We start from the raw sequence: 20,518 nt of genomic DNA, 5'->3' as shown, positions 1-20,518 counted from the left end.
ATGGGATCCGGCGAAATCAAAACAATACGACCGAGCTATCCAGCGAGAAAAAAATCAAAAATCAATCACCAACCGCCCACTCTTCGCCCCCGAACAACAGATCAACATCGTATCTCCAGCTGCGTGCTCCCGCTCACTGAGCACACTATCCCGATGATCCGGCGTGCCTTCGATCACATCGACCTGACACGCCCCACAAATTCCCTCTTCACACGAATAAGGCGCCGACACGCCGCCTTCGCGCAGAACCTGAAGAATCGTCTTCCCTGGCGGCACTTCGAACTGCTGCCCCGTGCGATGCAACTGCACGACATAACCGCCCTCACAAGCCGCCGCCGCCCGTGGCGCAAAGTACTCGATATGCACACGCTCCTGATCAATCTCGGCGGTCGCCGCTTCATACCCGGCCAGCATAGGCTGCGGCCCACAGCAATAAAAATGCGAACCTTCCGGCGCATCGGCGACGATCGCGGCGATATCGAGCACCCGGCCATCCTGCTCGAAATCGAAATGCAAATTCGCCTGCGGCAACGCGGAGAACGTATCGAGAAACGCCGCTTCCCTGCGCTCCCTGCACGCATAGTGCAACTCGAACGACCGATTCAAGCGCATCAGACGCTGCGCCATGCACCAGATCGGCGTAATGCCGATGCCCCCCGCGATCAGCACGGTATGAGCCGCCGTCTCGCACAACGGAAAGTTATTTCGCGGCCCGCCGATATCGAGCATCTGCCCTACGCGCAATTGCTCGTGCATGAAACGCGACCCGCCCCGGCTCGCCCGATCACGCTTGATGCCGATGAGATACGCGCGCTCGTCGCCATCGGCGGTCACGAGCGAATACTGACGCATGAGCCCGCTCGGCATGTGCACATCGATATGCGCGCCCGGCTCCGCACGCGGCAATGCCGCGTTGTCGGGACGGCGGATCTCATAGACGTTGATATCGTCGGCGGCGTAACGGATGGCCGTCACACGCATGTTCATCGGCGCATCGGATGCGCTCATCTGCAAAGACATGAAACCATTCCTCCATGCATTCGGCGTCACTGCGACGCTCGTTCAATTCCGTTCGATGCGACTTGCCGCGCTCGCGAGCACGCTCTTCATCGGCAGACGCGGCTTGAGCGCCGCAGCGGTATCGAGCAGCATCTTGCGGAACACCTTCACCTGATCGGTCGTGAAGCGCGTGAGCAACCCCGACACCGTCAACGCGCCGAGCAATTCGCCGCGTTCATTGAGCAGCGGCACCGCGACCGCAGCCAGATCGGGATCGCGATCGCCCTTCGAAACGACCCAGCCGCGCGAACGCACCGACATGCTCGCTTCCTCGCCGCGCGATTGTGGATCGAACGCCCACAGCACGCGGCCCGCCGCGCCGCCTTTCAACGAATGCCGCGATCCCTCGTCGAGGTGATGCCGCGCCGAACGCGGCGAATTCACGCGATAAAGACAGATGCGTTCGTCGCCATCGCGCACGTAGAACGATGCCGTTTCGCGCGTGAAGGTCGACAGCTTCTGCAGTGCAGGACGCACCAGATCCTCGAGACTCACATCGGCCTGGCTCAGCGCGCCGAGGCGGCGCAGTTCCGGCCCCAGCGTGAAATGACCGCTGGCATCGCGATCCAGAAAACGCATATGCACGAGCGACGCGCACAGCCGCAGGATCGTGCTCTTGTAGAAGCCCGAACGCTGCGCGAGCACCGCGAGAGAAAGCGCTTCGCCGGGCAAACGAAAGCATTGCAGGATCGCGAGCGAACGTTCCACCGCTTCGACACGCGGACGCTTGTCTTCGATCTCGCTCGCCTCATCGAATGACGTATCCGCATGCGCTGCTTGCATCGGGTATTCGAGGTTCATCGCTTCGTCTCCACGCTCGCTGGTCATGAGCGAATTTATAGCCCTGGCACGTGGTTCTGTCCAACAGAATTTGTGCCGCTTGTCAGAACGATACTCGAACCCTAATCTGCATTCACCTGAACACGGAGACGGAACATGCTAAGTGCAGCGATGAACGAAAGACTCACGCGCGTCGGCCCGGGTACGCCGGGCGGCGAACTGATGCGGCGCTACTGGATTCCGATTGCGCCCTATTCGCGACTCGACGATGAAGACCCGGTGCACAAGGTGCGCGTGCTCGGCGAAGATCTCGTGCTCTACAAGGACAAGAGCGGCACACTCGGTCTGATCGGCGATCGCTGCCTGCATCGCAATGTCGATCTGAAGTTCGGCATCCCCGACCAGTGCGGGCTGCGCTGTCCCTATCACGGCTGGCTCTTCAACGAAGACGGCAAATGCGTCGAACGGCCGATGGAAGCCACGCCGCGCGGCGAAATCAAGCAAAAGCTGAAGGCTTATCCGGTGCAGGAGCTGGGTGGACTCGTGTTCGCCTATCTCGGTCCATTGCGCGCGCCCGCGCTGCCGCGCTGGGATCTCTTTGTATGGCCGAACGCGATTCGCCAGATCGCGATCATGAAGATCGATTGCAACTGGCTGCAGTGTCACGAGAATACCGGCGATCCGACGCACAGCGCATGGGCGCACGGCCACATGTTCCAGTACGTGCTGGAAAAACAGGGACGTTATGAGGACGCGGCCGCGCGCGCCGAGCATACGCTGCACACGCGGTTGAAGACAGGCATCGGCATCAAGGAGCTGTATGCGAACCCGAGCACGCACGGCATCTCGAAGGGCGTGCGCTATTCCAAGGATCTCGGCGCGGAAGAGGACTACACGCGCGAACACTCGACCGTGATCTTCCCGTTCTTCACGCAGACGGGCAAGACCGGCGCGCCGCGAAGCGAGTATCAGATTCGCGTGCCGATCGACGACGAGCACACGTACCACATCTGCTATCAGGTCTATGCAGCGCCGCCAGGCGTCGAAGCGCCGAAGCAGGACAGCGTGCCGTGGTACGAGCCCCCGCGTCACGATGAGAACGGCAAGCCGATCCTCGATTACGTGCTCGCACAAGATGCGCTCGTGTGGGACGCGCAAGGCCCGATCACGGATCGCTCGCAGGAGCTGCTCGGTCGCACGGATATCCCCATCGTGCTGCTGCGCAAGCAACTCGACGAGCAGATTCGTCGCGTCGAGGAAGGGCTGGAACCGATCAACTTCTGGCGTGATCGATCGCCCGAGATCATCTACGGATCGGGCGAAGCGCCCGATTACAGCAAGCCGCTTCTCAAGCACAACTTCCGCAAGCTCTATCATCGCGGCTTCTTCAACGACGATGCGGATCGCTATGGCCCGATCATCGAAGACGTGAAGGACTTGCATCGCCGCATCGAGGAAGCGGAGATCGCCGCACGCGAAGCCAGCGCGAGCACGACCTGATCACGTGCGGAGAACCTCGCGATGAAATTCAGAAGCATCGGGCGCACGGATCTGAAGGCGTCGGAGATCGGCTTCGGCTGCGGCGGAAATGCGGGATTGATGGTGCGCGGCAACGCGGACGAGCAGTTGCGCATCGTCGAAGCCGCGCTCGAAGCCGGCATCAATTACTTCGACGTCGCGCCCGATTACATCGGCGCTGAGGCGAATCTGGGCCGCGTGCTGCGCACGCTCCGCGCGCGGCCCCTGATCAACTCGAAGGTCGAAATACGCGCGGAGAATCTCGACGACATTGCCGGGCATGTCGTGCATTCCGTCGAATCGAGCCTGAGAGAGATCGGTGTCGATCGGCTCGATGTGGTGCAGATCCACAATGCGCCCGTGTGCGGATCGCGCGCACCGATGGGCCGTGACTATCACACGCTGGGCGTGCGGCATTTTCTCGGGCCGCGCGGCGCACTCGAAGGCTTGAGGCGTCTCGTCGATGCCGGCAAGGTGCGTTATCTCGGCTTCGTCTGTCGCGGCAACGATGCGCCTTACGTGCGTGAGTTGCTCGCGACCGGCATGTTCAGCATGCTCAACGTGCCCTACACGCTGCTCAATCCGAGCGCGGGCATGGTGCTGCCCGCAAACCTTGCGGTCGACAAGGACGGCGGCGGCGTGCTCGACGATGCACTCGAAGCGGGCGCGGGCGCCGCGATCTACAGCGTGCTCGCGCGTGGCTTCCTGTCGGATCAGAGCGTTTCGGGCGCGGCGCATCATCCTCTCGCGCGCGATATCTCCGGCAACGCCGCCGATGCCGGCACGATGCGCGAGCGCGCCGCGCGCGTGAGCTTTCTCGCACGCGAATCCGGCATTACTCTCGCGCAGGCCGCTTTCCGCTTCGTGCTCGCGCATCCCGGCGTGACGACCGCGCTCGGCGGATTCTCGTCGATGGAACAACTGAAGGAGCTATGCGCGGCGTCCGGCATGGGCCCTTTCGCCGATGAGCTCAACGCGCGGCTCGAACGCGTATGGCAAAGCAATTTCGCCGAAACGGAGTCATGATGCCGCATAGGATTTCAAGCGCAACGATCCCGGAGCGAAGGAGGTTCACGTCCCCATGAGAATGACGAGAAGAGACGCGATGCGCCTCGCCGGCGCAACGCTCGCGCTCGGCGCGGCGGGCCTGCCGCTCACGGCCGGCGCGAAGGAAGCGCAGTCACAGCCGAATCTCGCGCTCGCGTCATACGACGGTCCGGACCGGTCGGAGAAAATCCTCGCTGCCGCAAAGGAAGAAGGCGAGCTGAACTTCTATACGTCGATCGCGCAGCCGGACGTCGCGCCGCTCATCGATCCGTTCGAAGCGCGCTATGGCATCAAGGTCAACGTATGGCGCGCGGGCGACGAACAGGTCGTGCAGCGTATCGTCGCGGAATCGCAGGGGCATCGCCATATCGTCGATGCGGTGCACACCGGCTCGTCGTATCTCGACGCGCTGCGCCGCGAGAAGCTGCTCACGCCGGTTTCATCGCCGGTGCTCGCCGAACTCGCGCCCAACGTGGTGCCCGACCATCGGCAATGGGCATCGACGATGCTTTCGGTATGGGTGCAGGCCTACAACACGCACCTCATCAAGCCCGCCGATCTGCCGAAGACTTACGACGATCTGCTCGCGTCGCACTGGAAAGGCAAGCTCGGCATCGAAGCGAAGAGCAGCGACTGGTTCGCGACCGTCGCCACGCAGATGCGCCGCGACAAAGGTATCGAGTTCTTTCGCACGCTCGTCGATACGAACGGCGTCGCCGCGCGCACCGGCAACTCGTTGTTGAACAATCTCGTGGTGGCCGGCGAAGTGCCGCTCGCGCTCGAGGTCTACAACTACATGCCGGCGCAGGCGAAACGCCGTGGCGCGCCGATCGACTGGTTCGTGCTGCAGCCCGCGGCGGCGCGCGCGAACGGCGTCGCGTTGCTGACGCATGCGCCGCATCCGGCCGCCGCGCTGCTGTTGTACGACTACCTGCTGTCCGTCGACGCGCAGCGCATCCTCGTTTCACGCGACTATGTGCCGACCAATCGCAATGTCGCATCGCCGATGCAGGGCGTGAACGTCGCGCTCGTCGATCCGGCGATGTCGATGCACGAGCGCGGCCAGTGGAACAGAACGTTCAATCAGATCTTCCTGCATGCATCGGGATCGTGAGGCGCTTATGCCGGAGGTCATTTCGGCTTGAGCAGCACCTTGATCGAGTCGAGCGAATTCGCGATCTTGATGGCCTCGTCCCACTCGTCGAGCGTGAAGCCATGCGTGACGATGCCCTTCGACGTGACGAGGCCGCGCGCGAGCAGATCGATCGCGATCGGATAGCAATAGGGGCCGAGATGCGCGCCGCGCACGTCGAGCTCCTTGCGATCGCCGATGATCGACCAGTCGACGGTCGTATCGGCGCCGAACACCGAGAACTCGACGAAGCGGCCGAGCTTGCGAATCAACTCCAGCCCTTGTGACACGCCCGCTGGCACGCCGGTCGTTTCGATATACACGTCGCAGCCGTAGCGGTCGGTGATCGAGTGGATCGTCTCGAGCGCATCGTCGGTCTTCGGATTGATCGTGATGTCGGCGCCGTATTCGCGTGCCAACGCAAGACGCTCTTCGACCAGATCGATCACGACGAGCTTCCTCGGTGTCTTCAGATGCGCGACCTGCGCCATCATCAGGCCGAGCGGCCCCGCGCCCGCGATCACGACGACGTCGCTCAACTGGATATCGCCGCGGTTCACCGTATGGATTGCGCACGCGAGCGGTTCGATGATCGCCGCATCTTCGAGCGAAATGCCGTCCGGAATCTTATGGACGATCGCCGTCGGTGGAAAGCGCATGTACTCGGCCATGCCGCCATCGGCGACTTCGCGCTGAAAGCCGAAGATGTTATGCACTTCGCACATCCAGTACTCGCCCGATTTGCAATAGCGGCATTTCGCGCAGGGCACGATCTGCTCGGCAATGACACGATCGCCCTTCTTCACGCCGAAATGTTCTTCCGCTCCCTCGCCCAGTTCCTCGACGTAACCGAAGAATTCGTGTCCCGGGATAACCGGTGCTTTCACCCACGGATTGGGTCCGCCCCAGAACATCTTCGCGCCCGACCAGCATTTGCAGTCGCTCGCGCAAATGCCGCATGCCGCGATGCGGATCACGAGTTCGTTTCTTGCAGGACGCGGGCGCTGGACGCGCTCGACGCGATAGTCCTTCGGCGCGCGGCAAACGATCGCGGTCATCTCTGAATCGGCCATGGCGTGTCTCCGTATCGCTATGCGAATCGGGCAATCACTCTTCCAGTACGATCTGCACCTTCACATCGGTCGGCACGCCGCTCGCCGCTTCCTCGAATGCCTTGATGCCTTCCGCGAACGGAAACGTGCGCGAGATGAACGGCTTCACATCGAGCTTGCCGGACGCGATCAACTGAATCGCACGCGGAAAAATGTTGGCGTAGCGGAACACCGATTCGATGCGCGCTTCCTTGATTTGCACCGCGACGACATCGAGCGGCACAGCGCGTTGCGGCATGCCGACGAGCACGAGGCAGCCGCCCGGACACAGCAGATCGACGATGCCGTCGAACGCCTTCTCGTTGCCGCTCGCTTCGAACACGATGTCCGCGCCCCAGCCATCGGTCAGTTCCCTGACGACATCGAGCGCGCGCTTTTCACGGATGTTCACCGCGGTCACGCCTTGCACGCCACCGATCAGTTCCAGCTTTTCCGGCACGAGATCGCAGACGATCGCGCGGCTGCATCCGCCCGCCAGCGCGGCGAGCGCGCACATCATCCCGATCGTGCCCGCGCCGAGCACGACGGCCACGTCGCCGGGCTTGATCGCGGCCTTCTTCGCGGCTTGCAATCCGATCGACAACGGCTCGACGATCGCCCCTTCCGCGAAGCTCACGTTGTCCGGCAGCTTGTAGGTGAACGCGGCCGGATGCACGACATACGGCGCGAGACATCCATGCACCGGCGGCGTCGCCCAGAAGCGCACTTTCGGATCGAGGTTATAGAGACCTTCACGCGATGCGCGCGATTCCATGTCCGGCACGCCCGGCTCCATGCACACGCGATCGCCCGCTTTCAGATGCCTCACTTCCTCGCCCACTTCGGCGACCGTGCCCGATGCCTCGTGTCCCAGGACCATTGGCTCATTCACGACGAACGGTCCGATGCGGCCGTGCTGATAGTAATGAATGTCGCTGCCGCAGATGCCTACCGTATGAATCTTGATGCGCACGTCTCGCAGGCCCACGACCTGCGGCAAGCTGAACGGACGCAAGCTGATGCGCTTCGCTTCCTCGAGAACCAATGCTTCCATCGTCGTTCCTTTGATAGAGAAATGTGCAGTCTCAGCAGGACTGGAATCCACCGTCGACCAGCAGGCTCACGCCGTTGACCATGCTCGAATCGTCGGAGAGCAGATACGCGATCGTGCGCGCGACTTCCAGCGGTTCCACGAAGCGCTTCATCGGAATGCGCGCGAGCATCGGTGCGGATTTCACGGGATCACTCCAGGCGCGCTCGCCCATCGGCGTCATCGTGACGGTCGGCAGCACGGCGTTCACGCGAATGCCATGCGGGCCGAGTTCGTTGGCCATCACGCGCGTCATTGCATCGAGTCCGCCTTTCGACGCGCAATACGACGCGTGCAGCGCGAAACCCACATTCGCCGACAGACTCGATACATTGACGATCGATCCGCCGACGCCGCGCGCGATCATGTTCTTCGCACACTCTTGCGCGACGATCATCGCGGCGCGCACGTTCACGTTCATCGTCAGATCGAAGGCCTCGATCGTGGTGTCGAGAAACGGCTCCAGCACGGCAATGCCCGCGTTGTTCACGAGCAGATCGACCGGCTGTACCGCGCGCGCCGCCTCGCGCGCGGCATGGGCATCGGCCAGATCGACGGCGATGGTTTCGCAGTTCGTTTCGTTCTTCAGTGCATCGAGATCGGCGGCGCTGCGGCTCAACGCGATCACGCGCGCACCGCGTTCGATCAGCAGATGAACGGTCGCATGGCCGATGCCCTTGCCCGCGCCCGTGACGAGCACGGTCTTGCCCGCGAGTTCGCGATTTCTGTCGATGGTCGTCATGGTGTCGTCTTCAAGGCTCGTCGCACAGACGTCGTGCGGTGTCTTCGTCGGTCACGAGCACCGATGGATAGCGCCCGCGCAACGCCGCGCGCGTCACATGAAACTTCTTCTTGCCGCCGCTCACTAGAATCACGCGCCTGATCTTGCGCAGATCCTCCAGCGTGATCGCGACGGTGCGGCGATTCAGCGGATGATCGATCAGCTCGCCGTCTTCATCCATGAAATGACCGAGCATGTCGCCGACAGCGCCCGCCTTTTGCAACGTGCGCAATTGCTCGGGATTGTCGATGCCGTAAGTCACGACGAGCGATTCCGTCAGATCGCCGCATGTCAGCAACGCGAGGTCGGCATTGCGCGCAAGTTCGTATGTCTCGCGCACGGTCTCTTCCTGCAGGATCACGTCGCGCGCCTTCTGGCTGCTCACGTAGATCGGCGCGGCGAACAGATAGCCGTCGGCGCGGCAGATGTTCGCGAAGTCCGAGACGATATCGAACGTATTGATGCTCGGGCAATGGGACAGGCCGCCCTGCAACGACACCGCCGACACCGGTCCGTAGGTGCGCTGCGGCATCGCGCGCAGCACGGCGCGGATCGTGCGTCCCCAGCCGAGGCCGATGGTTTGCCCGGCGACGATCTGCTTCGCGAAATACGAAGCCGCGCCGATGCCGAGCGCCGCATTGTTCGCTTCGTTGTTCGCACCGCTCGGCACGACGACCGCGCATTCGAGGCCGAAGCGCTTCGCGAGCGCTTCTTCCAGCGCGACGCACGGTGCGATCTTGCTGTTGATGGTGATCTGCACGAGGCCCGACTCGCGGCTCGCGGCCAGCAGGCGGTTCACGCGCACGCGATTGCTGCCGATGCGCTGCGCGATCTCCTGTTGCGTCAAATTGCCGACGTAGTAATGCCACGCGACGCGCGCCTGCAGTTCTTCTTCCGAATCGATGGAATCGTCCGCTTCCGCGACGGCGATGGGCGGTGCGCTCTTGCTCATGCTCATGCTTATGGTCATGCTATCCGTTGTTCAATGAAAGGCCACGCGATTCTATTTCACCGCGCCCATCGTGAGCCCTTGCACCAGTCGCCCGGACACGGCCAACGCAAACGCCACCATCGGCAGCACGATCAGCGTGCCCGTCGCCATGATCTCGCCCCACGGCAATTCATAGCCGCTCATGTAGCTCGTCGCGGCCACCGGAGACGTGATCGCGTCGCTGCGCGTGAGCACGAGCGCATAGAGCAGATCGTTCCACGAGAAGATGAACGCGAAGATCGCCGAGACGACGATGCCCGGCATCGCGAGCGGCAGATTGATGCGCCAGAACACGCGCCACGGCGATGCGCCATCGAGACGCGCGGCTTCGTCGAGCTCGACAGGAATATTGCGGAACTGGTCCGTGCAGATCCATACGACGATCGGCAGCGAGAAGGTCAGATAGAGCAGGATCAGCACGATATGCGTATCGACGAGATCGAGCTTCGTCGCGATCAGGAAGAACGGCACCGCGAGCACGACCGGGCTCACCATGCGGTTCGAGATGAACCAGAACCACAGGTCTTCCTTGCCGCGGAATTCGTAGCGCGCGAGCGCATACGCGGCGGGTGTGCCGAGCAGGATCGCGAGAACCGTGGTGCTGCTCGCGATGATGAGCGAGTTCAGGAGGCTGCCCGCCACGTCATGCTCGAACAGCGCCGCCGAGTAATGATGGAAGGTCGGCGAGAACAGCCATTTCGGCGGATACGCGAGCGCATCGGCCTGGCTTTTCAGGCTCGTCGTGACCATCCAGTAGAACGGAAACACCGACGACAGAAACACGACGACGAGGCCGATGAAGTGCCATACGGTGGCGCGTTTTCGTGCAGCGCGTGCCCGCTTTGCGCGTTGCGTGGTCTGAATGTTCGATGAGCTCACGCGGCCTCCCGATACACGAAGCGGATATAAAGACGCGACAGCGCGATCGTCAGAATGAGCAGGATGATCGCCTGTGCCGATGCCATGCCCTGATCGAAGAGACGAAAGCCGACGCGCTGGATATAGACGCTGATGAATTCCGTCGCGGCGCCCGGTCCGCCGCGCGTCATCGTGAAGACGGCGTCGAACATTTTCAGCATGTCGGCGGAACGAAGAATGAGAATGGCCGTGAGGCCCGGCAGCAGATACGGACGCTGCAAGTGCCAGAGGATCATGCTCCACTTCGGCGTTTCGAGGCGCGCGGCTTCTTCGGCTTCCTTCGGCACCATCGAGAGTCCGGCAAGCAGGATCAGCGCGCAGAACGGCGTCCATTGCCAGATATCCATGATCATCACGGAGACGAACGCGAGTGTCGGGTCCGCGAGCCAGTCTTGCGGCCCGATGCCGACGAGTCCCGTCAGATAGTTCGCGACGCCGAACTGCCGGTTGAAGATGAGGCGGCCGATCAGCCCTACGACCGCATACGTGGTCGCCATCGGAATGACGAGGCTCACGCGCGCGGCCGCGCGCATCCACGGCAGTTCCGTGCGATGCAGCAACAGCGCCGCGAAGAGCCCTAGCGCGACTTCGATCGGCAAGGTCACGCACAGGAACAGCGCCGTGCGTCCGAGCGCCTCCCAGAAGGTCGGGTCGGTCAGCGTCGCGATGTAGTTATCGACGCCGACGAACGGCGTGCCCGAGCCGAGATCCGCGAGCTTGTACTGATGAAACGAGTTGTACAGCGCGAGCAGCAGCGGATAGATGCCGATGATCGCCAACGCGGCGATCGCGGGGATCAGGAACCAGAACGCGGGCGAACGCGGCAGAATGCCGAAGTAGCGCGCGGGCTTGCGCGGTCCTCGCGCGTGCATTGCAGGTGATGCCATTCGATCGCCTCCGGTTCCGTGAACGAAATCACTTCAGCAAAGGCTTCTTGCCGTCGTAATAGCCCGCTTTCTTCAGAATGTCCTCGGTCTTCTGACCGATGGTCTGCGCGCCCTCCTTCACCGTCACCTGGCCGAGCATCATCTTGCTGCCCCATTCGCCGATGACTTCCGAGATCGCCGGCCATTCCGGGAAACGCGGACGATAATCCGGCACGCCGCCCTGCCACGATTCGACCATCGGCTTCACGAACGGATACTTGTCCTGCACGGCCTTGTCCTGATAGATGGCCATGCGCGCCGGCACGCCGCCCGCTTCGAGATAAGGCTTCGCCATGGCTTCGGATGTGATCCACTGAATGAAAAGCCACGACGCGGCCTGCTTCTTCGCGTTCGACTTCGCATTCACCGCAAGCGAGAAGCCGCCGAGCGCGGGTTTCAATCCCGCCGGTCCTTTCGGCTCGGTCGTGATCGCAAGACAGTTGCCGATCTTCGACTTGCTCGGATCGGTGAGCGTCGGATAGAACGCGGACCATTCGGTGATCATCGCCACCTGCCCTTGCGCGAGCGCGTTCACTGCTTCGGCGTGGTCGAAATCGACGATGCCCGGCGGCATGTACTTCATCAGCTTCTGCCGATAGTCGAGGCCCGCCTGCGATTGCGCCGACATTAGGTTCGACTTGAACTTCGCATCGAGCAGCGAGCCACCGTTCGGCCACAATACGCGCATGAAGCTATCCGCCGATTGCGTTTCGCCACGCCGCGATTGCAGCGCGAACGCGAACTTGTCGCCCTTCGTGAGCTTCGGTGCATAGGTGTTGAGGAGATCGTCCCACGTTTTCGGCGGCTCGTCGAAGCCCGCGTCCTTCAACATGCACTTGTTGTAGAACATCAGGCCCGAGTAGTTATCGAACGGCAGGCCGTAGGTGACCTTGTCCCACGTGCCGAACGAATCGAGCAGGATCGGAAAGAAGCCCTTCAGGTTGAGATTCGGATCCGCGAGCTTGGGATCGTCGGTGAACTTCTTGATCGGCACGAGCCACTTGTTGCTCGCGAATTCGCCGATCCATACGACGTCGACGAGCACGATGTCCTGATCGCCGCCGCCGACGAAGTTGAGCACTTCCTTTTCGCGCGTGTTCTCGTAGGGAATCACTTCCCAGCGTACCTTGATGCCCGTCTCCTTCTCGAACTGCGGGATCAGTTGTTGCGCGGCCTTGTAGCCGGGACGGTCGAGAAAGATGGCCTTGATCGTGGTGCCGGAATACGGCTGCGCCGCCTCCTTCAGGGTCCAGGCCTGCGCGTTCGATGCGGCGAACGCCGCGCTCGCCGCCAGTAGCGCGACGGCCGCGACGTGTTTGATCGGGCCGAGTTGCGTGGCCGGGATGAAGCGCTTTTTCATGCCTGTCTCCTTGGTTTTTTTCGAGTGGATATGGCTTGCGAGTTCGATTCCTTCGATTCGGTCGAGCTTCTTGCTGCTGGCAAAGACATAGAAATTGCGCAGTCGCGGAGCGCTCGCGAGCTTCGAACCGTGCGCGTCGTTTCACTTGTAATTTCGGTTTTACAATTGTATATTTTGGCGCGAACAGGTTGTCAAGAACAAATTCCGCGATACATCCGATGCTGCGTTGCCGCAGCAGAGAACGGGAGACAACGTATGAGCGCAGTCCATCTGCAGCAGATCCGCAAAGCATTTGCCGGCGTCGACGTGCTGAAGGGCGTCGACATCGAAGTGACCGATCGCGAGTTCATGGTCTTCGTGGGTCCTTCGGGCTGCGGAAAATCCACCTTGCTGCGCACCATCGCGGGACTCGAACGCAGCGACTCAGGGCAAGTGCTGATCGGCGGCGAGGACGTCACCGACCTCGAGCCGTCGCAACGCGGCGTCGCGATGGTGTTTCAGTCGTACGCGCTCTATCCGCACATGTCGGTGTACGAGAACATCGCGTTCGGATTGCGCATGCTCAAGCTGCCGGAAGCGCAGATCAAGGAGCGCGTGCATCGCGCGGCCGAGATTCTGCAGATCGGCCAGTTGCTCGAACGGCGTCCGCGCGCGCTATCGGGCGGTCAGCGACAGCGCGTCGCTATCGGGCGTTCGATCGTTCGCGAGCCGAAGGTGTTTCTCTTCGACGAGCCGCTGTCCAATCTCGATGCGGCCTTGCGCGTGCAGATGCGCCTCGAACTCATCAAGCTGCACAAGCAGCTCAACGCGACGATGATCTACGTCACGCACGATCAGACCGAAGCAATGACCATGGCCGATCGCATCGTCGTGTTGAATCACGGGCGCGTCGAGCAGATCGGCTCGCCGCTCGAGCTGTATCGCACGCCGCACAATCGCTTCGTTGCGGGATTCATCGGCTCGCCGAAGATGAACTTCATGGATGTGCGCGTGATGCGCGTGGACGCGGCGGGCGTCACCATCGAGCTCCCCGGCGGCGAGCCGCTCACGCTGCCGTTCGCGGCGTCCTCGGTCAAAGCGGGCGAGACGCTCACGCTCGGCATCCGGCCCGAGCATTTCATCGAAGCGGGCGGCGGCGATAGCGACAGCGGTCTCACGGGCGAAGTGATGGTGATCGAACATCTCGGCGGCGAGACGCTGCTGCATGTGCGCCTGCCGAACGCGCTCGTGATCCAGGTGAAGGGCTCGGGCGAATCGACGGCCGTCGAAGGGCAGCGTCTCAGCGCAGGCTTCAGCATTCGTCATGTGCATCTGTTCCGCGAGGATGGCAGCGCGCTCGAACGCATGCGCCCCGTCGCGGAGACCGCGACCGCCTGACGTGCGCGCCCGCACCGTTTCACTTCGTTGATTCCCGGCGCCGCGAAAGTCGAAAATGCAGTATCAGCACTACTTGTTATCCGCGTCTTCATGCCCGACGCTCGCGCCGCGACGGGTCATCACTAGTCGGGATTACAAATGTTCCAGAATCGCCATGTACAAAACTGCAAAACGACATGCCGATTCCGCCCCCTGCGCGTCCGCCTTATGTGCGCCAACCCACATAACCCGTAACGTCCTGCGGATTCGTTGCGCAATCCGCCGGCATGTGATGCCTGCAGCACATTCGCAGCGGCCTGAAAGCCTTCACCTGTTCGTTTGCGTGACGCTACGCGGTGCGATGGCCCATAGGCGCTGAAACTGGCACGACTCGTGCAAGCCCCTCCACGACCAACTGGGAGGGGATGGCTAAAGCATGAAAAGAACGACACACGGCTCGCCTGAAGCGAAAGCCGCGCCGAACTCAAATCATGCATTCGGGCATCGCATAATCGAAGGCCTCAAGGCCGGCGAATTCTGCATCGCCTATCAGGGAATCTACCGGGTCGACAGCGGCGAGCTCGCGCAGATGGAAGCGCTGATCCGCTGGCGTCATCCGGAGTACGGCGTATTGCTGCCAGGTGCATTCAGCGAGGCGTTCAAGGACGCCGACATCATGCGCGAACTCACGTGGTTCGTGTTGGACGCGGTCGCGTCCGAAATCGGCGCATGGCGCGCGCGCGGCGGCGCGCATTATTCCGTGGCGGTGAACGTGCCGCCATCGGTCGCGGCGCTGCCCGGCTTCGCCGACCGGATGGAGTCGATTTGCCGCGCGCACGGCGTCACGCCCGATTGCATCGAACTGGAGCTGCTGGAGAGCGAAGATCTCACGCGGATGCCGTCGATGCCCAAAGTCGTGCGGCGTCTGAAGAACAAGGGCGTGGTCGTCGCGATGGACGATTTCGGCACCGGCTATTCGTGTCTGGCCGCGCTCGGGCCGATCGATTTCGGGACGGTGAAGATCGCGAAGGAACTGCTCGCCAGAGCGCCGCGCTGCCCCAATGCGCGGCTGGTGTTTTCGTCGGTGCTTGCGTTGCTGACGCGGCTCAAGGTGGCGATCGTCGTCGAAGGTGTGGAGACGGCCGCGCAGGCGCAGTGGATCGCCCAGTGGCCGCATGTTCTTGCGCAAGGCTTCTTTCTCGCCCGGCCCGCCTTCGGCATCGATAACGTGCCGGGCGCGCGCATCGGCAGGCCGACCGCGCAATCGAGGACGCGTCGCGACGGACCGCGCGATTTACAGCTTGCGGACGCGGCATGAAGCATTGAAGCGTTTCTGGCAGCCCTCGTAAGCCAGAACTTCGCCGACGCGATGTTGCGTCGGCGTTTTTTTGCGCATCAAATCCGCGTGCGCGTCAAATCGGTCGACGGCGTCTTTAGCTTCAGCGCGCCGATATCCGCGCGTGTGCTCGCATCGACCGGCAATCCCCATCGCGCGAAGAAATCCGTCAAATCCAGATTCGCCGCGATGCACGCGCGCAGCGCGAAGCGCTGCACTTCGTTCCTGTCGCCGCCTTCGTTCTCCGCGAGCGGATGCAGCCGATACAGCTTGTGCAGCCGCGCATAGAATCCGTCGCCGAGCGCGCGGCGCAACTGCTCGTACATCACGAGCCTGATCCACAGCGCTTCCGACGACACCGGAAACGATGCGTCGTCGAGAAAATTGCGCGATGGCTGCGCGAGATACTGCGCCGCGAGATCGAGCCGATTCTTCTTGCCGCGCGCATCGACGACCTGCAGCAACGGCGAAGGCATCGGCGTGCCCAGGCGCTCCAGCGCATGCAGCGAATAGATGTTCACCGTCGTCTCCGTGACGCCCGGCCAGGTCCAGTCCCATTGCTGATACATGTGCCCCATCTCGTGCCACACGCCCCATTCGTCGGCCTTCGCGGGCTTCAGCACGGTCTCGGCCGCGCTGTTCATCGGCAGGCCGATCATGTAGTAGGTCGCGTAGAGATAAGCATTCTGCAACTCCGCGTGCGTCGAGATCGCGTCCTGCACGAAATGCACGCGCAACGGCGACGGCGTATCGAGCGTGCTCGATCCGTCGAGTCCGGACAGTTCGTCGTGATAGCTCATGACGCGCTCGACGTAGCCGAGCAGCGCGGCGGGATCGGCCGCGCCGGCCTTGTCGTACATCGCGCGGGCAACGGTAAACATCGTGCGCGCGCCGACCATCTCGACGAGCGGCGCATCGGCGTCGCGTTGCAGCATCGCGCGCCATTCGACGGGCGTCGTCATGCCCTCGATATAAAACGGCACCGGCCTGCCGCCTTCGCGCACGAATATATCAATGGACGTGCGCGGCCGTTCGTTGAATCCGCTGTCGATGTACTCGAAGTAGAGCAGGCCGTCGCGCGACGCGACGAACGCGTTGCGCCCTTCCGTCGCGAGAATCCGCTGGGGATCGCCCGCGGGTTGCCGCCGGTAGAAGCCGTTCTTGTTGCCGACCATCACGACGAGACCATCGGGACCATCGCCGGCGAGTCCCGTCACGTCGATCACGACAGACTCGCCCTTCGACACATACAGCCCCGACGGATGATAGTCGGTCCAGCGAAAGCCGCCGAGCCGGTCGGCCTCGATCGCGTCGGGCGCATAGGCGCTCAGGTGATAGCGCCTGGCGACATTGTCGTAGGTCGAGCGCGCGGCTGCGTCGAGCGTGCGATACGCATGGTCGGCGTGTTCGTTGACCGTTCTGTACAGACGCCATTGCCCGGCTTGCGGACTCGCTTCGACGAACGCGCCGTCGCGCAACGCATGATGCACGACCACGAGCCCCGTCTTCGTGCCGCTTGCCGCGATGGTCACGGCGTTGGCATCGGCTTCGATGCTCCAGTTCTGGCGCGCTTCGCCCGAGGCCTCTTCGAGATCGACGCGCGTGCCGAGCGTCAGGTAACGCCCGTAGAGCTTCGAGTAAAGGCGAAAGCCGCTGCCCTCCTTGTCTACGGTCCAGATCTGGTTCGCCGCGAGCTCGGGGGTCCAGTTCGATTGAACCAGCGCGATCGTGCCGTCGCGCTGCACCTCTGCGGTCAACGCCTTGAACGAAGCGTTCGAGACGATATAAAAGTCGCCTTCCTCGACTTTCGCTCCGGCGCCGTAGGGCATCTGCATGGCGCCGGGCGTCGACGCGAAGCGGGAAACACGCACTGCATCGTGCGGATAGAACGACATGGGCGCGTAATAGCGCGACGCCGCGTGCGCGTCGCACAACGCAAGGATCAACGGCAGCCAGGACAGCCATCGCATGGGTGCGTCCCCCGCTACTACGTCGGCCGTGTCTACGGCGCTCGTCAGGTCACGGCGTCGATGCCGGCGCCGGCTTGCCCGCCTTCTGCGCGTTGATCTTCGACTGCGCGTTCTGCAGATTCTGCGGATAGTTCGTCTGCTCGCCCGCCGGGTTGTAGCCGTTCTGCTCCAGTTGCTTCAGTTCGGCGTTCTTCTTCGCGCGCGCTTCCTTGCGCTGGGCCTTCTTGATCTCTTTCGGCGTGGATGCGGCCGTGTCCTGCGCCTGCGCGACCGGCATCGCGACGAGCGCGGCGACGGACAGGGCGATGACGGCCAACGGTGCGGTGCGTTTGTTCATGATCGATCTTCTCCGGATGGATGGCGACAATCAAACAACTACGCTTGCGAGGATCGCCCGGCCAACCGGCGATCCATACGCGCCACGTTAGCACGACGCGCCGAAACGATCACCGGTCGACGATGCGGCTCAGATTCCCACGCACGCGCTGCAGCAGCGCGATCAACTGTTCGCTTTCCTGCCGGCTGAAGCCCGCGAGCGCCTCCGACGTGATCTCGTCGCCGACGCGACGCGCGCGGTCCAGCGCCTTCTCCGCCTTCGCGGTCATGCGCACCTGGCGCTCGCGCCGGTCGTCGGGATTGAGCCGGCGCTCGATCCAGCCGCCCTCTTCCATGCGGTCGAGCAGACGCCCGGCGGAAATCGGCGCGACTTCCAGGAGGCCGGCGAGCCGCGCCTGATTCACCTCGCCGTAATGCGAGAGATACGCGAGCACGCGGCACTGCGCGCGCGTGAGATTGAGCGACGACTTGGCCAGCACGTCGAAACGGTTGCCGCACAGGCGGTCCACGTCCGCGACCAGAAAGCCGAAGCGCTTGTCGAGTTGGGTTTCCATCGCGCGATTATAGGTAAGAGATTTCGATGCGTGCATCTGCTGCTCACTCCGTAGTAGACCGCATTGCGCGGCATCGCACACACTTTATAATAAGCCTGCTTATCATAATCGTACTTATAAAGCCGCCGCCCGGCGGTCACGTCCATGTCCTCCGAAGTTTCCACGGAAAGCGCCGCGGCGCCTCTGAACCGCGGCATGCTGACCGTCTCGATCATGCTTGCCACGCTGATCCAGACGCTCGACAGCACCATCGCGAACGTCGCGCTGCCGCACATGCAGGGCGCGCTGTCGGCGTCGCAGGATGAAATCACGTGGGTGCTGACCTCGTACATCGTCGCGGCCGCGATCGCGACGCCGCTCACCGGCTGGCTGTCCGACCGGCTGAGCGTGAAGAAGCTGCTGTGCATTTCGATTGCGGGCTTCACGGTGGCGTCGGCGTTTTGCGGCCTGTCGGAGACGCTCGCGCAGATCGTCGGGTCGCGGCTGTTGCAGGGCGTATTTGGAGCGTCGCTCGTGCCGTTGTCGCAATCGATCCTGCTCGACATCAATCCGCGCGAGAAACAGGGCCAGGCGATGGCCGTCTGGGGCATGGGCGTAATGGTCGGCCCGATTCTCGGCCCGACGCTCGGCGGCTGGCTCACGGACAGCTACAACTGGCGCTGGGTGTTTTTCATCAATGTGCCGATCGGCGCGTTCGCGCTCTTCGGCGTGTCGACGTTTCTGCCCACGCAGGTCGCGCGGCGCGCTGTGAAATTCGATGCATTCGGCTTCGCGACGCTCGGCCTCGCGATCGGCGCGTTCCAGGCGATGCTCGATCGCGGCGAGCAGCTCGACTGGTTCGGCTCGATGGAGATTCGCATCGAGGCGCTGCTCGCGGCGCTCGCCTTCGTCTTCTTCGTTGCGCACACGGCGACGGCGGGCGCGCGCTCGTTCTTCAAGTATCAGTTGCTGAAGGATCGCAATTTCGCGACCGGCACGTGCTTCATCTTCGTGATCGGCGCGGTGATGTACGCGACACGAGCGCTATTGCCGCCGATGCTGCAGAACCTGATGAACTATCCCGTTGCGACGACGGGCCTCGTCACGGCGCCGAGCGGCGCGGGCACGATGATCGCGATGCTCGTCGCGGGACGGTTGCTGAAGCATATCGATGCACGGGCGCTGTTGTTGTCGGGCTTTCTGATTTCGGCGTTCGCGCTCTGGCAGATGATGCATTACACGATTGTGCTGTCGGCATCCGACATCGTGTGGCCGGGCGTGATTCAGGGCTTCGGGCTGGGGCTAGTGTTCGTGCCGCTGTCGGCGTTGACGTTCTCGACGCTCGCGCCCGAGTTGCGCGCGGATGGCACCGCCACTTACAGCCTCATGCGCAATATCGGCAGCAGTATCGGCATTTCGATCGTGCAGACGCTGATGACGCGCAACACGCAGGTCGCCCATGCGGACCTTGTCGCGCAGGTGACGCCGTTCAATCCGGCGATGCAGTCGATTTTGTCGGGCGGGTCCATGCAGGATATGGCGGCGCTCAATCAGACGATCACGCAGCAGGCTTCCATGATTGCCTATCTCAACGACTTCAAGCTGATGTTCGTTGCGACGCTGATGGTGGTGCCGTTGCTGTTGTTGATCCGGCCCGCGCGGAAGGCCGCTGCGGAGGAGTCGGTCGCGCATGCGGCAATGGATTGAGAGTATTGAGGTTTTCGGTGGCCGATTTCGTCGGATCCCGATTTCTTCGTGGTCTATTAGCGTTGCCCCTGTGCGGGGCGGCATCTTTGCTTTGGTTTTCTTTGCTTTGATTTGATTTCGCCGGATCCCATTTTCGCGGTGGTCTATTAGCACTGCCCCTGTGCGGGGCGGCAGTCACTTTCTTTGCTGCTGCAAAGAAAGTAACCAAAGAAAGCAGCTCTCCCCATCCAAAGTACCTCACACCGGCCGCGGCACAGGCGATTGGTCTAATGGTCCGCCCGTAGCGAGTGCCCTCACAAGCAGAACACGGCTTGGATCGCGCACGGTCCGACGAACCACTACATTGAGGGCGCTGGTTCAGCACCAAACAGCTTCGGCACAGCGCTACGCGCTGCCGCCGGGCCTGCAAGGGAAACCAACTAGAGGCGATTGCAGTGAGATGGAAGCGTTAGCAAAGAAGCACGCGCCGACCCGATGAATCCGTCGGCCGCGAAGCGGGCCGGAGCTATTTCGTGCTGAACCCGCAAGCATCGCGGTGCGATGGAACGGACCGTGCGCGATCCAAGCTCGGTTCCGTTTTGAGGACA

Annotated in this window: 18 protein-coding genes; 6 read left to right on the top strand and 12 right to left on the bottom strand. The window is 62.5% G+C overall.

Annotated elements, in window-relative coordinates; translation table 11 throughout:
* Nucleotides 1-54: 54 nt before the first annotated feature.
* Together U4Y90_RS35265 and U4Y90_RS35260 are read right to left on the bottom strand one after the other, a co-directional pair.
* Nucleotides 55-1,020, bottom strand: a complete 966-nt coding sequence (locus tag U4Y90_RS35265) for a PDR/VanB family oxidoreductase (RefSeq protein WP_321801691.1) — start codon at nucleotides 1,018-1,020, stop codon at nucleotides 55-57.
* A gap of 42 nt (nucleotides 1,021-1,062) precedes the next feature.
* Nucleotides 1,063-1,860, bottom strand: coding sequence for an IclR family transcriptional regulator (locus tag U4Y90_RS35260; protein WP_321801690.1), 798 nt, complete (start codon nucleotides 1,858-1,860; stop codon nucleotides 1,063-1,065).
* A gap of 135 nt (nucleotides 1,861-1,995) precedes the next feature.
* On the opposite strand from U4Y90_RS35260, the gene U4Y90_RS35255 reads away from it, so the two are divergent.
* Genes U4Y90_RS35255 through U4Y90_RS35245 form a run of 3 tightly spaced genes read left to right on the top strand, consistent with a single transcriptional unit; the run spans nucleotide 1,996 to nucleotide 5,518 of the window.
* Entirely contained in the window at nucleotides 1,996-3,339 is a 1,344-nt protein-coding gene (locus U4Y90_RS35255; RefSeq protein WP_321801689.1) for a Rieske 2Fe-2S domain-containing protein, read from the top strand.
* Nucleotides 3,340-3,360: 21 nt separating this feature from the next.
* On the top strand, nucleotides 3,361-4,383 hold the full coding sequence (locus U4Y90_RS35250) for an aldo/keto reductase (protein WP_321801688.1): 1,023 nt from the start codon (nucleotides 3,361-3,363) through the stop codon (nucleotides 4,381-4,383).
* Between the two features lie 55 nt (nucleotides 4,384-4,438).
* The gene (locus U4Y90_RS35245; RefSeq protein WP_321801686.1) at nucleotides 4,439-5,518 is read left to right on the top strand and encodes an ABC transporter substrate-binding protein; all 1,080 of its coding nucleotides are present in this window, start codon (nucleotides 4,439-4,441) and stop codon (nucleotides 5,516-5,518) included.
* Nucleotides 5,519-5,535: 17 nt separating this feature from the next.
* Here U4Y90_RS35245 and U4Y90_RS35240 read toward each other — a convergent pair whose 3' ends face one another.
* From U4Y90_RS35240 to U4Y90_RS35210, 7 genes are read right to left on the bottom strand one after another with little or no spacing between them, the layout of a single operon-like run.
* Nucleotides 5,536-6,609, bottom strand: coding sequence for an alcohol dehydrogenase catalytic domain-containing protein (locus U4Y90_RS35240; RefSeq protein WP_321801684.1), 1,074 nt, complete (start codon nucleotides 6,607-6,609; stop codon nucleotides 5,536-5,538).
* 34 nt (nucleotides 6,610-6,643) lie between these two features.
* On the bottom strand, nucleotides 6,644-7,681 hold the full coding sequence (locus tag U4Y90_RS35235; RefSeq protein ID WP_321801683.1) for an NAD(P)-dependent alcohol dehydrogenase: 1,038 nt from the start codon (nucleotides 7,679-7,681) through the stop codon (nucleotides 6,644-6,646).
* A 31-nt stretch (nucleotides 7,682-7,712) separates the two neighbouring features.
* Complete coding sequence (locus U4Y90_RS35230) at nucleotides 7,713-8,459, bottom strand: SDR family oxidoreductase (RefSeq protein WP_321801682.1); 747 nt, start codon at nucleotides 8,457-8,459, stop codon at nucleotides 7,713-7,715.
* Nucleotides 8,460-8,469: 10 nt separating this feature from the next.
* On the bottom strand, nucleotides 8,470-9,450 hold the full coding sequence (locus U4Y90_RS35225; protein WP_321801681.1) for a sugar-binding transcriptional regulator: 981 nt from the start codon (nucleotides 9,448-9,450) through the stop codon (nucleotides 8,470-8,472).
* A 51-nt stretch (nucleotides 9,451-9,501) separates the two neighbouring features.
* The gene (locus tag U4Y90_RS35220) at nucleotides 9,502-10,368 is read right to left on the bottom strand and encodes a carbohydrate ABC transporter permease (RefSeq protein WP_321801679.1); all 867 of its coding nucleotides are present in this window, start codon (nucleotides 10,366-10,368) and stop codon (nucleotides 9,502-9,504) included.
* Entirely contained in the window at nucleotides 10,365-11,294 is a 930-nt protein-coding gene (locus tag U4Y90_RS35215) for a sugar ABC transporter permease (protein ID WP_321801677.1), read from the bottom strand. The genes U4Y90_RS35220 and U4Y90_RS35215 overlap by 4 nt, the downstream gene beginning before the upstream one ends.
* A 28-nt stretch (nucleotides 11,295-11,322) precedes the next feature.
* On the bottom strand, nucleotides 11,323-12,693 hold the full coding sequence (locus U4Y90_RS35210; RefSeq protein ID WP_321801676.1) for a sugar ABC transporter substrate-binding protein: 1,371 nt from the start codon (nucleotides 12,691-12,693) through the stop codon (nucleotides 11,323-11,325).
* Nucleotides 12,694-12,948: 255 nt separating this feature from the next.
* Here U4Y90_RS35210 and U4Y90_RS35205 point away from each other — a divergent pair, with 255 nt between their 5' ends.
* Complete coding sequence (locus U4Y90_RS35205; protein ID WP_321801675.1) at nucleotides 12,949-14,070, top strand: sn-glycerol-3-phosphate ABC transporter ATP-binding protein UgpC; 1,122 nt, start codon at nucleotides 12,949-12,951, stop codon at nucleotides 14,068-14,070.
* A 415-nt stretch (nucleotides 14,071-14,485) separates the two neighbouring features.
* Nucleotides 14,486-15,367 carry an EAL domain-containing protein gene (locus U4Y90_RS35200; protein ID WP_321801673.1) on the top strand — a complete coding sequence of 294 codons (882 nt, stop codon included), beginning with the start codon at nucleotides 14,486-14,488 and terminating at the stop codon, nucleotides 15,365-15,367.
* A gap of 77 nt (nucleotides 15,368-15,444) precedes the next feature.
* Here the strand turns inward: U4Y90_RS35200 and U4Y90_RS35195 are convergent, their stop codons facing one another.
* From U4Y90_RS35195 to U4Y90_RS35185, 3 genes are all read right to left on the bottom strand, one after another.
* Complete coding sequence (locus U4Y90_RS35195) at nucleotides 15,445-17,355, bottom strand: M60 family metallopeptidase (protein ID WP_321801671.1); 1,911 nt, start codon at nucleotides 17,353-17,355, stop codon at nucleotides 15,445-15,447.
* Nucleotides 17,356-17,404: 49 nt separating this feature from the next.
* Complete coding sequence (locus U4Y90_RS35190) at nucleotides 17,405-17,692, bottom strand: DUF4148 domain-containing protein (RefSeq protein WP_321801669.1); 288 nt, start codon at nucleotides 17,690-17,692, stop codon at nucleotides 17,405-17,407.
* A gap of 109 nt (nucleotides 17,693-17,801) precedes the next feature.
* Entirely contained in the window at nucleotides 17,802-18,245 is a 444-nt protein-coding gene (locus U4Y90_RS35185; protein WP_061122936.1) for a MarR family winged helix-turn-helix transcriptional regulator, read from the bottom strand.
* A gap of 144 nt (nucleotides 18,246-18,389) precedes the next feature.
* On the opposite strand from U4Y90_RS35185, the gene U4Y90_RS35180 reads away from it, so the two are divergent.
* Nucleotides 18,390-19,931: a DHA2 family efflux MFS transporter permease subunit gene (locus U4Y90_RS35180; RefSeq protein ID WP_321801664.1), complete on the top strand. Its 1,542-nt coding sequence runs from the start codon at nucleotides 18,390-18,392 to the stop codon at nucleotides 19,929-19,931.
* Nucleotides 19,932-20,518: the final 587 nt, after the last annotated feature.

This window comes from Caballeronia sp. J97, from assembly GCF_905220305.1.
In the GTDB taxonomy this organism is placed as follows: Bacteria; Pseudomonadota; Gammaproteobacteria; order Burkholderiales; family Burkholderiaceae; genus Caballeronia.
Note: the sequence above shows the minus strand (reverse complement) of the source record. Positions and strands in the feature narration are given on the sequence as shown.